This window comes from Nocardiopsis sp. NPDC055824 (assembly GCF_053616335.1).
Genome location: NZ_JBSHDN010000084.1, coordinates 1 through 13620 on the forward strand (window position 1 = coordinate 1; position 13620 = coordinate 13620).

The following is a 13620-nucleotide window of genomic DNA, read 5'->3' on the forward strand; positions in this document are numbered from 1 at the left end:
GTCCGCCGCCGCGGCCCGGGTCATGCGGGGCGGCGGCCCCGCACGGAGTAGACCACGCAGGAGCAGGCCCGGAACGACGGGTCGTCCAGCAGGTCCCGCACCCGTGCCAGCCGCTCGTCCGTCATCCCCTCGCGCACGAACGCGTCGCGCAGGTGCAGGGTGTGGTGGCGGATCAGGCGGACCCCCGGGGAGCCGGCGTCCCACAGTTCCACGTGCGGCCGGGGGTCGACGCCGACCAGCCCGGCGCCGCGCATCGCCTCGGCGGCGTTCCTCCCCCAGGCCGGGTCGGCCCCGGCCCGGGTCATCAGCCGGATCTTCGCCTCCAGGAACTCCTCGTACAGCTCGCGGGCCCCGGCGTCGGGCATGAGCAGCGACGGCCCGTAGGTGATGTCGAACTCGTCCAGCTGCAGCACCCCGCCCGGCTTGAGCGCGCGCACGAGGCGGTTCAGGACCTCGATCCGCTCGGGCAGGTGCAGGAGCACCAGCCGCGAGTGGACGAGGTCGAAGGCCGCCTCCGGCAGGGGGTCCCGGGTGATGTCGTGCTTCCACACCTCCAGCCCCTCGGCCGGGGCGATGTGGTCGGGTTTGACGTCGGTGGCGACCACCCCGCCGCCGGGCGCGACGCGCCCCGCCAGCCAGCGGGCGACGCCGCCTCCGCCCGCGCCCACCTCCAGGCAGCGCCACCCGGGTCCGACCCCGGTCTCCGCCAGTCTTCCGGTGGTCAGCGGGTCGTAGGCGGCGGCCAGGAACCGGTGCTGGTCACCGGCGTTCTCGTTGTGGTTGTCGAAGACGTAGCCGGGTCCGGCGGTGGCTGTGTCCGTCATCGTGGGCCTCCTGGGAGTACGGTCGGTCGGTCGCGGACCGCGTCGGCCGCGATCCGGGCCAGGGTGGACGTGCACACCTTCCCGGTCGGGCCGAGCGGCAGCGCGGGGAGGAACAGCACGTGCTCGGGCAGGGCGCGGACGTCCACGCCGTGCCCGTCGCGCAGGTGGGCGAGCAGTTCGCCGCCCGTGGGCGGGTCCACCCCCGGCAGGGGGCAGACGCAGGCGCACATGCGCTCGCCCAGGTCGGGGTCGGGTACCGGGACGCACTGCGCCTCGCCCAGGGCGGGGTGGGCGGCCAGGGCGCGCTCCACCTCGGCGGGGAAGAGGGTGACGCCGCCCCGGATCACCGTGCGGCGCAGGCGGTCCACGACCCACAGCGTCCCGTCGCCGTCCAGGCGGCCCGCGTCACCGGTGCGGACCCATCCGCCGGGGTCGCGCCGCTCGGTGTCGAGTGCGGGGTCCGCGACGTGGCACAGGGGCGTCATCGGTCCCCGTGCCCGGATCTCGCCGACCTCCCCCGGCGGCAGCGGCCGCCCCCGGGGGTCGCACACCCGGATCGCGGCGACGGCCGGGTCGGGGCGCCCGGCCATGCCCGGCTCCCACGCCCCGGGGTCGTGCGCGGTGTGGCAGTTGACCCCGTCGGTGGAGCCGTAGACGTTCACGACCGGTCGGCCGAAGCGGCGTTCGCACAGGTCGCGCACCTCCCGGTGCAGGGGCGCGCCGCTGGCCACGAGCGCCCGCAGCGACCCGGTGTCGGCCGCCTCCCCGACCAGCGCGGTGCGCCTGAGCATGGTGGGCACGCCGATCAGGTGGGTGGGGCGGTCCCGTTCGACCGAGCGCAGCACGGCCACGGGGTCGAACCGCCCCGGAACGACGAGGGTGGCCCCGAGCCGGACCAGGGACACGATGCCCAGCGAGCCGAAGGAGGAGGCCAGCGGCACCGGGATGAGGGCGCGGACGGGCCCGGCGCCCAGCACGGCCCGCGCGTAGTTGCCCCTCCCCCCGGCCATGGCGTTGTGCGAGTAGGCGACCATGGTCGGCTCGCCCTCGGATCCCGAGGAGACGAGGATGCGCGCGGGTGATTCGGCGTCGGGGCGCGCCGGCTCGGGCGCCCTCGCCCCCGCGAGGGGGCCGCCGGGGTCCAGCGTCCCGGCGTCCGCGCACCAGACCGGTGTGTCCGGCGCGTCGTCCGCACGGGCGGGGGCGGTGACCAGGAGCGCGGCGCGGGAGCGTGCCAGCAGGGAGAGCACGTCGGTGCGGGAGCGCCCGTACGGGACCGGCAGGGCGACCGCCCCGAGTGCGGCGACGGCGAGTTCGACCGCGATCGCGTCCCTGCCGTCGGGCAGCAGGACCGCGACGACGTCGCGCTCGCCGCACCCCCTGGCGGCCAGGGCCGCGGCGGCCCGCCGGGCCCTGGCCGCGAGCCCGGCGCGGTCCAGGCTTCCGAGGCCGTCCACGACCGCCTCGCGCGCGGGGTCCTCCCGCACCCGGTCGAGGAACAGGGAGTACAGGTCCCGGCCGGGGCACAGGCCCTCCGCGACCCACCGGGCGCGCTCCTCCGCGGGGACGAGGTCCGCCAGGACCAGCCCCGCCCCGGAGGTCCAGGCCGTCACAGGTCCTCCCCGTCCAGGGGGGCGAACGTCCACGGGGCGCGCGGGAGGGAGGCCCCGCCGACCGTCGTGAAGGCCCCCGGGAAGGCGTCGGCCGCCTCGGCCGGGCCTGCCACCGGCGGCGTGCCGGGGCGGGGCAGGTGGGCGGTGCCGCGCCCGGCCCACCGGAGCAGGCGCGCGGCGTCGACCAGCCCCGTCCTCGCCACCGCACCGGTCCCGGTGCGGGCGCGCAGCAGCAGGCCGGCCAGGGCCGCCTCGGCCGCGATGATGCCGCCGAGCACATCCGTGAGGGTGACCAGGGAGGGGGCGGCGGGCGCTCCGCCGACGGACACCAGGTCCGCGATCCCGCCGTCGGCCTGGACCAGGAAGTCGGTGGCCGGGATCCCCGGTCCGGGGTCCTCGCCGGCCCACCCGTCGGCGTGGACGTGGACCAGACCCGGGGCGCGGGCGGAGAGGTCGTCCGCCCCCAGCCCGAACCGCTCGGCCCGGCCCGGCGGCCAGTTGTAGAGCAGGACGTGGCCGGAGGCCGCCAGGTCGGCGGCCGCGCGGCGGCCACCGGGGGTCTTGAGGTCCAGTCGGACCGCGTCCTTGCCCCGGTTGAGGGCGGCGAAGCGGGCGGAGAGGCCTCCGGCCAGGGGCGGGACACCGCGCATGGGGTCGCCGCCCGGCGGCTCGACGCGCACGGTGTCGGCGCCGAGGAGGGTCAGCAGCAGACCCGCCAGGGGCCCCTGGACCCGGTTGGTGGCCTCGACCACCCGCAGCCCTGCCAGCGGCCCCGTCCCGGAGGCCTGCCACGGCGGCAGGCCCGGACCGGGCTCCCCGCCGGCGCCGCGGAGCCGCCACGGCGAGGCGGGGCCCTCCCCGGCGACCTCGGACAGGGGGCGCAGCGGGACCACGCCCACCCCGCACTCCCGGCCGGTGTCGCGGACGACGGCGAGCGGCAGCGCCGCGAGGGTCGCGGACAGCGCGGCGGGCAGCGGGCACACGGCGGTGGCGAACCTGCGCTGGAAGGGCGCCCATCCGGTGGCGACCGCCCGCGCGGGCGCGCCCAGGGCCTCCCAGAACCGGAGCCACGCCTCGGGGTCGAGGGTCTCGATCTCGAACCGGACACCGTCGACGGAGCGGAAGGGCGGCGGTTCGCCCTCCCCCGGGGAGGGCGGCGCCCCCCGCGCGGCGGTGGCGTCGGCGACGTACGGGGCGACCGCGAGGAGCGCCGCGCCGGCCACGGAGACCGACGCCCGCAGCGCCGGCCCCCCGCGCAGCGCGCAGAGCACCGCCGCCGCCACCGCCTGCGCCGCGAGCACCCCGGCGCACACCGACGCGTGGTCGACGGGCAGGAAGCGCGGTCCTCCCCCGGCGAGGCCGTGCAGGTGCGCCAGGCCGCACGCGGCCTGGACGTCGCGCTCGTCGGCCAACGGCTCCGGGGACGCCGACCACACCAGGTCGCACCCGGCCCGGCCGCCTCCCGGACCGGTGAGCAGGTCGATCCGGCCCGCGGGGGCGCTCGCCGCGGCGGGTCCCCGCACGACCTCGCACCCCAGTGCCCGCAGGCGTGCCGCCGCGACGCGCACCGGTACCGCGTCGCCCGAGGCCAGGACCGCGGTCCCCGCCAGCGGAGGAGCGGCGATCGCCGTCGCGGTCACGTCCACCTCCCCTTCCCGGGGGCGTCGGGGCCCAGGCCGAGACTCTCCCGCAGCGCGCCCCGGCGGACCTTGCCGGTACCGGTGCGCGGCAGGTCGCCCCAGGTGAGGACCACCGGTTCGGCCATCGTCGGCAGGTCGACGACGGCCTCCTTCCAGACCCCCGGGGCGAGGGTGCCGTCCTCCGTGGCCACGACCGGCACGGGCGGGCCGTCGGCGACCCCCAGCACGACGCAGTCCAGCGCCTGGGGGAGCCGTTCGTCGACGACGTCCTCGATCTCCAGGCAGCCGCCGTCGGACAGGGAGTCCACCTCCCGGTCCACCAGGCGGACCGCACCGGTGCGGTCGACGGAGCCGATGTCCCCGGTGCTCCACCACTGGCCGACGAGCTTGGAGCGCCAGCGCCCCTCCTCCCCGACGTAGCCGAGGCACAGCGCGTCGGTGCGGCAGAACAGCAGGCCGGGCTCGCCCGCCGGGAGGGGGCGCAGGGTCCTCGTGTCGACGGCGCGCAGCCGGGTCCGCCCGGGGACGGGCCGCCCCAGGTTGCGGGTGGTGGGGTCGACCCACTGCCTGCGGGCCAGCGACCGGCGGGTGAGGAAGCGGAAGGTCAGCGGCCCCGTCTCGCTCTGGCCCCACCCCTGCATCCACACCGGCGCCCGCCGGCGGCTGGCGTTGAGGAAGGTGCGAACGGTGGACGGGTGCACGGCGTCGAAGGTGCTGACGAACAACCGCACGCGCCCGAACTCGTCCCCCTTCCCGTCGACGTGCCGCTGCCAGCGCACCAGGGTGGAGGGCTGGGCCTCCAGGGTGGTGGGCCGGTGGCGGCGCAGCGCGGGACCGGCCTCGTCCCAGTCGGGCGAGGTGATCAGCGAGACCGCCGCCGGGAACATCCACAGCACCCCGGCCGTCCAGGCCAGGGCACGTCCGTGGGCGTAGGAGAAGGAGGAGGCGACCGTGTCGTCGCGCCGGCTGCCCAGCACCGGCCACCGGTGCGACTCGAAGCCCGCCAGCCTGCGCAGGATGGTGCGTGTGGAGTGCACGGCCAGTTTCGGGACGCCGGTGGTGCCGGAGGTGTGCATGACGGCGAGCGGTGCGTCCAGGTGCGGACGGCGCGGCGGCGGCGCGGAGCCCCCCCGCACGTCGTCCGTGCACAGGGCCCGCTCGGCGCGGCCCCCCACCACCAGGGTGCGCGCGGCGTGGGCGGAGGGGTCGTGCCCCGCCCCGCGGGCGGCCTCCAGCAGGGCGGTGTCGGTGACCAGGAGCGCCGGTTCCAGCCTGCGGAGGAGGATTCCCAGGGTCTCGGGGGACAGGTGGGCCGACAGCGACGCGGGGACGGCGCCCAGGCGTGCGGCGGCGCAGGCCAGGAGCACGTAGTCCCAGTGGTTGCGCTTGGCGATGGCGACGCGGTCGCCCGGCCGCACCCCCGCCTCGGCGAACCAGCCGGAGACCCTGCGCACCAGGTCGGCGGCGGCCGGCACGTCGAGTTCGGAGCCCGCCTCGGGGGCGATGTCCAGGGGCCTGCTCAGCCGCACGGCGGTGGTGGAGCCGCGCGCCGCCAGGTCGTCGAAGAGGGTGCCCAGGTGGAGGGGTTTGCTCAGGAGTGTCATGGCGCCTCGGTCGTGATCGGTTCGCGGGAGCTGGTGAGCAGGGCCGACGTGCGTTCGGCGGCCGTGAAGGCCGAGGCGACCGCCCCCTCGCTGCACGGGCGCAGGGCGGTCCAGTCGCCGGCGTAGTCGACGGGGGCCAGGGGCCGGTCGGCGAAGGCGGGGCGGGCGGCCAGCGCCCGTGGTTCGGGCAGGGGCAGGCCGTGCCGGAAGCGGTGCACGATCGTCCTCCTCACGCGCTTCCCCACCTCGGGCATGAGGCGCTCGGCGCGTGCGGTGAGGCGCGCGCCCACCTCGTCGTCGGGTGCGTCGATGAGGTCGCGCGCCGCCTGCGGGGAGGCGACCAGGGACACCAGGCCGCGTCCCCTGGGCGCCCGGCCGGGGTGCTTGGCGTGGTCCGCGGTGACCACGGCGAGCACCGGGTCGTCGGGCACCAGGACGGCGAAACCGCGGCGCGCCCCGCGCGGGGCCGTCGGGGCGTCCAGCAGCAGGGACACCCGGAGCATGGGCGCGTATCCGCAGGCCTCCAGGTACTCCCGCTCGGCCGGGGGCGCCCCGGGGTGGAGGCGCAGGGCGACGGGGGCGGGCACGGCCAGGACGACGGAGCGCGCGGTCACCGCTCCCCTCGGGGAGTCCAGGCGCACCCCGCCGGGGGCGTGTGCGACACCGGTCACCGGGTGGCCGGTGCGCACGTCCAGCCGGGCCGCCAGAGCCCGGGGCAGCGTGTCCATCCCGTCCCGGTAGGTGCGCCAGGTGGCGGTGCTGCCGGAGGCGGCCAGGTGGGCGGCGAAGGGCGCGGCGGCGGCCCGTTCCGGCGGCCAGCCGAAGAACCCCGCGGCGAGCGGGCCCAGGAGGCGGTCGCGCACCTGCGGGTGGTACCTCCGCAGGAGGTCGGCGACGGTCTCCTCCCCCAGCGCCGCCCTCTCGGGGCGGTCGGGGTCCAGCCCGGCGCGGTCCAGGCGCCGCAACAGGCGCGCGAGGTCGAGACGGGCCCTTCCGGACAGTCCCATGCCGGTGAGCAGCCCCAGGGGGCGTCCGGCGTGGGGGCGGGCGCGCCCGTTCCACCAGACCGCGAGGGCGTCGCGCACCAGGGGGACCGCCTCCGGGTCGGAGTCCAGGCCGGTGGCGCGCACGAGCCGCCAGGTCGCCGGGTAGGCGTCGGCCGAGGGGATCATCTCGGCGCCGGTGTCGACGAGGTAGCCGTCGGAGCGCAGTGTGCGCGTCCTGCCCCCCACGGCGTCGGCGGCCTCCAGGACCCGCACCGTGTGTCCGGCGGCGGCCAGCAGGTGCGCGGTGGCGAGCCCGGCGGGCCCCGCGCCCACCACCGCCGCGTCGAGCGGCGCGCTCACAGGGCGCCCGGCAGGAACGGGGCGAGCAGGTTGGCCCCGATGAGGAGCACGACCGCGGCCCGGTGCGTGTGGATGGCCGTGCGGCGCGCCCGCAGGATGTCGCCGAGGACGAAACCGGTGTACAGCTGGGCGACCCGCAGGGCGATGACGGGCAGCAGGGCGACGGTGAACCACCAGGGGGCGATCCCGAGCAGGTGGGACCCGGTGACCAGCAGGGTCTCCGTCGCGGTGAGCGCGACGATGAAGGCCGTGTTGGCGCGCGGGGACACCCTCGCGGCGACGGTGACGCGGCCCGCGGCCCGGTCGCCCGCGGCGTCGTTGGTGTTGGAGTACAGGCCGAAGATCATCGGGCCGCCGCCGAACACCAGCGCCTGGACGATCACGAAGCCGTCGACGTGCCCGACGAGCAGGCCGTAGGGGACCAGGACCCAGCCCACCCCCAGGCCGCAGAGGAAGATCTCCTGGAAGCCCCGGTAGCTGAGCTTCAGCCCCCAGGAGTACTGGACCGACGCGACCAGGCACAGGGCCGCCCCGACGACGGCCCACAGGGGCCGGTGCGGGGCCAGCGCGACCACCAGGGCCCACAGGACGACGCTCGCGGCGGTCGCCGCCCGCCCGAAGCGGAGCGCCTGGGGCTCGGTGAGGGTCCCGTGGACCAGGGGTTTGCGGGCGAGTCGGCGCCGCGCGGCGTCGGAGCCGTAGTTGGCGGCGTCCGAGCCGTCACGGTAGCCGGTGACGTCGTCGAAGGAGACCATGGCGGCCACCACCGCCACCTCGGCCACCAGGACGAGCAGGAGGAACCCGAGGGTCTCGGCGCGCGCCCCCAGCAGGGGCAGCGTCATGGCGAACACCAGCGGCAGGCCGATGTAGTAGTCGACGATGTCGAGTTTGGCGAGCCTGGCGTAGGCGCCCGGGGTGGGCCGGGGCGGAGTGGGCGGCGCGGCGGGCGCGGTCGTGCGGTCGGTCATGGTTTCCTCCCGTGGGCGAACGCGCGCACGGCGGTGACCACGTGCTCGACGCGTTCGTCGGTCAGGTGCGGGTACAGGGGCAGGGAGATGTTGCGGCGCGCCGCGTCCCGGGCCCGGGGCCACTGCCCGCCGGGGCGGGCGTGGGGGGCGAAGGCGGGCTGCTCGGGCAGGGCGCGGGGGTAGTAGACGTGGGTGTCGATCCCTTCGGCGGCCAGGTGGTCCCGCAGCCCGTCGCGGTCCTCGCACAGGAGCGTGTAGACGTAGGGGAAGCGGCCGTCCCCGCCCGCGGGGGGCGCCGCGACCCCGTCCTCGCGCAGGTCGGCCAGGTGCTCGGAGTAGTACGAGCAGATGGCGTTCCGGCGGGCCACGCGCTCCTCCAGCCCCGCCAGGCGGTGCAGCTGGAAGGCGGCCATCACCTCGTCGAACCGGCTGTTGTGGCCGATGCGGTGGTGCAGGAACCGGTGGCGGCCGTCCTGGCCGTGGTTGCGCAGCATCCGCACCCGGTCGGCGAGTCCGGCGTCGGCGGACAGGACCACGCCGCCCTCGCCGGGCATGCCGAAGACCTTGACCTGGACGAAGGAGTACACCCCGGCGTCGCCCCACAGGCCGGCGGGGCGGCCCCGGAGCGTGCCGCCCTGGGCCAGCGCCGCGTCCTCGACGAGCCGCACCCCCGCACGGGAGGCCAGATCGCGCAGGCGGGGCATGTCGGCCATGACGGAGAACATGTGGGCGGGCATGAGGGCCCGGGTCCTGGCGGTGAGGAGCTGCTCGGCGTGGTCGGGGTCCATGGTCAGCGTCACGGGGTCGACGTCGGCGAAGACCGGGGTCGCGCCGCACGACAGGACGGTGCTCGCCAGGGGGGCGCAGCCGAAGGCCGGGACGACCACCTCGTCGCCGGGCCCGATGTCCATGGCGGCCAGGACGAGGGTCAGCGCCGAGGTCCCGCTGGAGCAGGCCACGACGTCGCCGGCGCCCAGGGAGTCGCGCAGGGCCTCCTCGAACCGCGCGGTGCGGCGTCCGAGGATGAACTTCTGCTCGGGGTCCGTGCCGACCTCGTACAGGGCCGCGAGGAGCGCCTCGCGCTCGGTGTCGAAGAGGTCGGGGGCGAAGAACGGGACGGTCCGCCCGGTGGCCGCGGTCATCGGGTCCTCCCGGCGAGGAAGCGCTCGATCTCGTCGCAGACCCGGTCGACCCGCTCCTCGGACAGGTCGGCGTACAGCGGCAGCGCCACGGCCGACCGGCACACCTCCTCGGCGCGGGGCAGGTCGCCCGGCCGGTGGCCCAGGTGGGCGAAGCACGGCTGCAGGTGCAGCGGGCGGGGGTAGTAGACCTCGGTGCCGACACCGGCGGCGTCCAGGTGGGCGACGAGGCCGTCGCGGTCGTCCACCTCGACGAGGTGGACGTACACCGCGCGCTCCTCGCCGGGCCGGGCCGCGGCGTCGCCGGGGACGGTCCGTACCCCGGGCAGGCCGCGCAACCGCCCGTCGTAGCGGCGCGACAGTTCGGCGCGGCGCCGGATGTCGGCGTCCAGGCGGGTGAGCTTGGCCAGCAGGACGGCGGCCTGGATGTCGTCCATCTTGCTGTTGCCGCCGACGACGACCGTCGGGTTGGAGATGCCGGGGAACTCGGCCAGGGTGCGCCCGGACCGGCCGTGGTGGCGCAGCATCCGCGCGGTTTCGGCGACGGCGTCGTCGTCGGTGAGCAGGGCCCCGGCGTCGCCGACGGCCCCCAGGGTCTTGGCGGGGAAGAAGGAGAGGACGCCGCCGGCGCCGAGCAGTCCCGCGTGCTTGCCGTGGAGGCGCATGCCGACGGCCTCCGCGCTGTCCTCCACCACGGTCAGCCCGTGGGCGCGGGCGACCCGGCCGATGCCCTCCATGTCGGCGAGCCGGTCGAAGAGGTGGACCGGCATGACCATGCGGGTGCGCGGGGTGACGGCGTCCGCGACCGCGTCGGGGGAGAGCCCGTACCCGTGCGCCTCGATGTCGGCGAAGACGGGGACGCCGCCGGCGTGCACGACGGCGGTGGCGGTGGCGACGAACGTGTAGGCGGGGACGATCACCTCGTCGCCGGGGCGCAGTCCTGCGGCGCGCAGGAGAATGACGAGCGCGTCGGTCCCCGAGTTGACGCCGACGACGTGCCGGGCACCGGTGTAGCGCTCCATTTCCCGCTCGAATTCAGCCACCATGGAGCCGTGCGAGAACTTACCGTCGTCCATGACGCGGACACAGTTCTCCTCGATCTCCGGCCACAGTCTTCGGAAGGTGTCCGACTGGTCGAAGAAGGGAATGCGCGAACGACCCCCGCCGCGTTCGTCCGCGGCGGGGGAGGAGAGTGCCGACTTCATTTCTTCCGTTCTGCGTGTGGGGGAGGGACCGGAGCCCGGCCGCGCCGTGGCGCGGCCGGGCCGGAAGGGGGACGGGACCCGAGGGGGGTCAGACGCCCAGGAGGGGGATGTCGTTCTTGCCGAGGTGGTAGTCGCGCACCGCGGCGACCAGCTCGGTGACGGTGAGGACGCCGTCGTTGTCGGTGTCGATCTCACCGAAGGCGTCGGCGGCCTGGGCGGTGCTCAGGCCGATGGCGTCGAACCACCGCTCCAGCTCGGTCGGGTTGATCCGGCCGTCGCCGTCGGTGTCGGCGATGGTCATGATCGCCTGGATGGTCGGCTGGAGGACCTCCGAGAAGCCGGCGTCGCCCTTGCTGACGATCTCGCTCTCGGCGGCCCGGACGAAGTCCTCCTTGCTCATCCGCTCGGTGCCCGCGGACCGCGCCAGGCGGTCGAACAGGCCGAGGTAGGCGCCGCGGAGGCCCTCCGCGGCGGGGGCCGAGGCCTCGACGCCGAAGCGGCTGAGGATGCCCTCGATCTCCTGCTCGAAGTCCGCGCGCTCGATCACGCCGTTGCCGTTGTGGTCCCACAGGCGGAAGCGCTCTTCGAGGCGGTCGTTGGCCTTGACGGCGGTCGTCATCCGTTCTCCTTCAAGAGAATAATTGGGAACAACAAAATGAATAACAAGAAGAAGGGGACTCGAATGCGATTCGAGAATCACCTTCCCCCGACTCGAATATTACCGATCCGAGGGCCCCGGAAAAGCCAATCCGGGAAAATCATCGATGCTTCGTGAAATTTATTTCGGACATTCTTCGACATTTTCCGCGGACGGTGTCCGGAAGACCTCGGCCACGGTCCCGGGGCTCCCCTGCCGGAACACCACCGGCTCCTCCGGTCGCAGCGCCAGCTCGCGCCCCGTGGGGGCCGGGTCCGCGTGGATGAGCACGTTGTAGTGGTTCGGCGTGTGGCAGGCGTCGAACCCCAGCACCACGCCCACCCGGCGCGGACCGATCCATACCTCGTCGCCCCGGTCCACGACGCCGGCGGCGGTGATCTCGGCGAACCCCAGGAACCCCACGCGGTCGATCCGGGCGCCCTCCGCGGTGTCGGTGTGGTCGGTGGCGACCAGCTCGTGGACCTCCCCCGCGCGCACGCACCGGCTCGCGAACGGTTCCAGCCGCATGCCGCGCTCGGTCCTGCGGTGGACCAGGACCTTGAGCAGGGTGGCGGCCACGTCGCGCTTGGCGCCGTCCTCGTGCGGGTTCACCGGGCGGCCCTCTCCCCGAGCTCCGCCGCGCGGTAGGCCTCGCCGACCAGGCGCAGCGCCGACACCCCCGCGCCGTCGTCGGTCCGCCCTTCGCGCACCCGGCGCGCGAAGTCGGCGGCGATGCCCTCGTACTCGTGCCAGAGGGACTCCTTGAAGGCGGGGCGGCCGGCCAGCAGGTCGGCCGCCCACACCTGCCCGTCCGCCGTTCTCACCACCACGTCCTTGCACTCCCCCGGATGGGACCAGTCCAGCAGCACCCGGGCGCGGGCTCCCCCCGCTCGCAGGGCGACGTCCGCCCTCCGGTCCACCCCCGCGTCGTCGTACTCCACCCGGGCCCCGGTCACCTCGGCCCGGCCCAGCAGGGTCTCCACCAGGTCGAAGGCGTTGGGTCCGTTGTCGGCCACGCACCCGCCGCCGCAGCGGCCCGGATCCAGGTACCAGGTGTCCTCCCCGGCGTGCTCCTCGATCCGCTCCAGGTAGCGCACGGTCACCTCCGCCACCGCGCGCTCCCCGATCCGGTGACGCAGCGCGGCGAACCCGGAGTTGTACCGGCGGTGGAAGGCCGTGGTCAACGGCACCCCCCGGTCCCGGGACAGGGCGGCCAGGGCCTCCCCCTCCGCGAGATCCAGGGCGAGCGGCTTCTCCGCGCACACCGCGACACCGGCCGCGAGGGCGTCGGCGCAGATCCGGGCGTGCGCGTCGTTGGGGGCCGTGACCACGACCGCGGCCAGGTCCGCCTCCGCCAGCATCCGCGTGTGGTCGGTGTAGCCCGCCGCCCCCGGCGGCGGGTCCGCGACCCTCGACGGGTTCAGGTCGCACACGGCCGCGAGCTCCCAGTCGGTGGAGGCCGACAGCGCCGCCAGGTGGAACCGGGAGATGACCCCCAGGCCGACCACTCCCACGCGCAGGGGCCCCCTCATCGTCCCTCCCCCGCGAGCGCCGGCGCCGGGATCCCCGCCCGCGCGGCCACGTCCGCCAGTTCGGCGTACAGGCCGGCGGCCAGCGGCACCCCCGTGGCGCGGCGCTCCCGCGCCGTGCGGTGCTCGTGCCAGCCGGGGTAGCGCACCGGGTCGCCGGGGGCGGCCGGAGGGCACGCCGTCACCACGCCGAACAGCTCCTCGGCGTCGGCCGGTGCCCCCTCGCGCAGCGCGTCGGGGGCGATCGCCAGCATCAGGAAGCCGATGTCGTCGTCCCGGCCGGAGGGCCCGCCGTCCCCGGCCAGGGCGTCGGGGTCCGGGCCCCGCCCGGCGCCGGAGACCACCGCGGACAGCACCTCCACCAGCAGTCCGAGGCCGAAGCCCTTGAACCGCCCCGCCTCGCCGCCCAGCCACATCAGGTGCGCACGCCCGGCGTCGAACGCCGCCGGGTCGGTGACGGGGGCGCCGTGGTCGTCGCACAGCACCCCCTCCGGCAGCCGCCGGCCCTCGCGTGCGGCCTGCCGGACCCGGCCGGTGGGCGTCGCCGTGGTGCTCATGTCCAGCAGGAACGGCGGATGCGCACCGGCCGGGGCCGCGGCGCTGAGGGGGTTGGTCCCCAACAGGGCCACGGCCCCGCCCGGCGGCCGCGCGATGCGCTGGCGGCCGCAGTTGCTCGCGACCACGCCGATCATGCCGCGTTCGACGGCGCGCAGTGCGTGGTAGCCGGCGCAGCCCAGGTGCGTGGCCCCGCGTACCGACACCAGGCCCACCCCGTGCTCCCCGGCCCGCCGCGCGGCGAGGTCCATCGCCTCCGACGCGGCCCACAGGCCGAGGGAGCGCCGGGCGTCGAGCAGCACGGCGGCGCCGAGGTCGGCCAGCACGCGGGGCTCCGCGCCGGGGTCCGCCCTCCCCTCGTCGAGCAGGGGGAGGTAGAGCCCGGCCAGGTTGGCGACCCCGTGGGAGTCCATTCCGGTGAGGTCCCCGTGGCACAGGGCGCGCGCCGCCTCCGCGGCCCGGCCGCGGGGCAGGCCCCGGCCGGCGAAGACCTCCGTGAGGAAGGCGAGCAGCGCGTCGTGGTCGACCGTCACGGTCGCCCGTTCCTGTGCCGGCGGTGA

The 13620-nt window shown here is 76.2% G+C and carries 12 protein-coding genes; all 12 read right to left on the reverse strand.

The annotated features are described in order from the left end of the window. Positions 1 to 20: 20 nt before the first annotated feature. Positions 21 to 824, reverse strand: a complete 804-nt coding sequence (locus ACWGL3_RS17835) for a methyltransferase domain-containing protein (protein WP_267948720.1) — start codon at positions 822 to 824, stop codon at positions 21 to 23. Continuing rightward, the gene (locus tag ACWGL3_RS17840; protein ID WP_452461569.1) at positions 821 to 2437 is read right to left on the reverse strand and encodes a class I adenylate-forming enzyme family protein; all 1617 of its coding nucleotides are present in this window, start codon (positions 2435 to 2437) and stop codon (positions 821 to 823) included. Before ACWGL3_RS17840 ends, ACWGL3_RS17835 begins: the two co-directional genes overlap by 4 nt. Continuing rightward, positions 2434 to 4077 (reverse strand): CoA transferase, encoded by a 1644-nt coding sequence (locus tag ACWGL3_RS17845; protein ID WP_267948718.1) that lies wholly within the window; start codon positions 4075 to 4077, stop codon positions 2434 to 2436. The genes ACWGL3_RS17840 and ACWGL3_RS17845 overlap by 4 nt, the downstream gene beginning before the upstream one ends. After that, positions 4074 to 5681: a class I adenylate-forming enzyme family protein gene (locus ACWGL3_RS17850; protein ID WP_452461570.1), complete on the reverse strand. Its 1608-nt coding sequence runs from the start codon at positions 5679 to 5681 to the stop codon at positions 4074 to 4076. The genes ACWGL3_RS17845 and ACWGL3_RS17850 overlap by 4 nt, the downstream gene beginning before the upstream one ends. Beyond that, the gene (locus ACWGL3_RS17855; protein ID WP_452461571.1) at positions 5678 to 7027 is read right to left on the reverse strand and encodes a protoporphyrinogen/coproporphyrinogen oxidase; all 1350 of its coding nucleotides are present in this window, start codon (positions 7025 to 7027) and stop codon (positions 5678 to 5680) included. Before ACWGL3_RS17855 ends, ACWGL3_RS17850 begins: the two co-directional genes overlap by 4 nt. Continuing rightward, entirely contained in the window at positions 7024 to 7995 is a 972-nt protein-coding gene (locus tag ACWGL3_RS17860; protein ID WP_267948715.1) for a UbiA family prenyltransferase, read from the reverse strand. Before ACWGL3_RS17860 ends, ACWGL3_RS17855 begins: the two co-directional genes overlap by 4 nt. Continuing rightward, positions 7992 to 9137, reverse strand: coding sequence for a DegT/DnrJ/EryC1/StrS family aminotransferase (locus ACWGL3_RS17865; RefSeq protein WP_267948714.1), 1146 nt, complete (start codon positions 9135 to 9137; stop codon positions 7992 to 7994). Before ACWGL3_RS17865 ends, ACWGL3_RS17860 begins: the two co-directional genes overlap by 4 nt. Continuing rightward, the gene (locus ACWGL3_RS17870; RefSeq protein ID WP_267948713.1) at positions 9134 to 10339 is read right to left on the reverse strand and encodes a DegT/DnrJ/EryC1/StrS family aminotransferase; all 1206 of its coding nucleotides are present in this window, start codon (positions 10337 to 10339) and stop codon (positions 9134 to 9136) included. The genes ACWGL3_RS17865 and ACWGL3_RS17870 overlap by 4 nt, the downstream gene beginning before the upstream one ends. A gap of 88 nt (positions 10340 to 10427) precedes the next feature. After that, positions 10428 to 10958 (reverse strand): EF-hand domain-containing protein, encoded by a 531-nt coding sequence (locus ACWGL3_RS17875; RefSeq protein WP_267948712.1) that lies wholly within the window; start codon positions 10956 to 10958, stop codon positions 10428 to 10430. A gap of 159 nt (positions 10959 to 11117) precedes the next feature. Then, on the reverse strand, positions 11118 to 11588 hold the full coding sequence (locus ACWGL3_RS17880; RefSeq protein ID WP_452461572.1) for a DUF6917 domain-containing protein: 471 nt from the start codon (positions 11586 to 11588) through the stop codon (positions 11118 to 11120). Beyond that, positions 11585 to 12508 carry a Gfo/Idh/MocA family protein gene (locus tag ACWGL3_RS17885; protein WP_267948710.1) on the reverse strand — a complete coding sequence of 308 codons (924 nt, stop codon included), beginning with the start codon at positions 12506 to 12508 and terminating at the stop codon, positions 11585 to 11587. Before ACWGL3_RS17885 ends, ACWGL3_RS17880 begins: the two co-directional genes overlap by 4 nt. After that, positions 12505 to 13593, reverse strand: coding sequence for an Ldh family oxidoreductase (locus ACWGL3_RS17890; protein ID WP_267948709.1), 1089 nt, complete (start codon positions 13591 to 13593; stop codon positions 12505 to 12507). Before ACWGL3_RS17890 ends, ACWGL3_RS17885 begins: the two co-directional genes overlap by 4 nt. Between the last annotated feature and the right edge of the window lie 27 nt (positions 13594 to 13620).

Bases quoted from the DNA above. Each gene is read 5' to 3' on its own strand.
- ACWGL3_RS17865 (WP_267948714.1), bottom strand. From the start codon at position 9,137: ATGACCGCGGCCACCGGGCGGACCGTCCCGTTCTTCGCCCCCGACCTC.
- ACWGL3_RS17835 (WP_267948720.1), bottom strand. From the start codon at position 824: ATGACGGACACAGCCACCGCCGGACCCGGCTACGTCTTCGACAACCAC.
- ACWGL3_RS17870 (WP_267948713.1), bottom strand. From the start codon at position 10,339: ATGAAGTCGGCACTCTCCTCCCCCGCCGCGGACGAACGCGGCGGGGGT.
- ACWGL3_RS17875 (WP_267948712.1), bottom strand. From the start codon at position 10,958: ATGACGACCGCCGTCAAGGCCAACGACCGCCTCGAAGAGCGCTTCCGC.
- ACWGL3_RS17860 (WP_267948715.1), bottom strand. From the start codon at position 7,995: ATGACCGACCGCACGACCGCGCCCGCCGCGCCGCCCACTCCGCCCCGG.
- ACWGL3_RS17885 (WP_267948710.1), bottom strand. From the start codon at position 12,508: ATGAGGGGGCCCCTGCGCGTGGGAGTGGTCGGCCTGGGGGTCATCTCC.
- ACWGL3_RS17850 (WP_452461570.1), bottom strand. From the start codon at position 5,681: ATGACACTCCTGAGCAAACCCCTCCACCTGGGCACCCTCTTCGACGAC.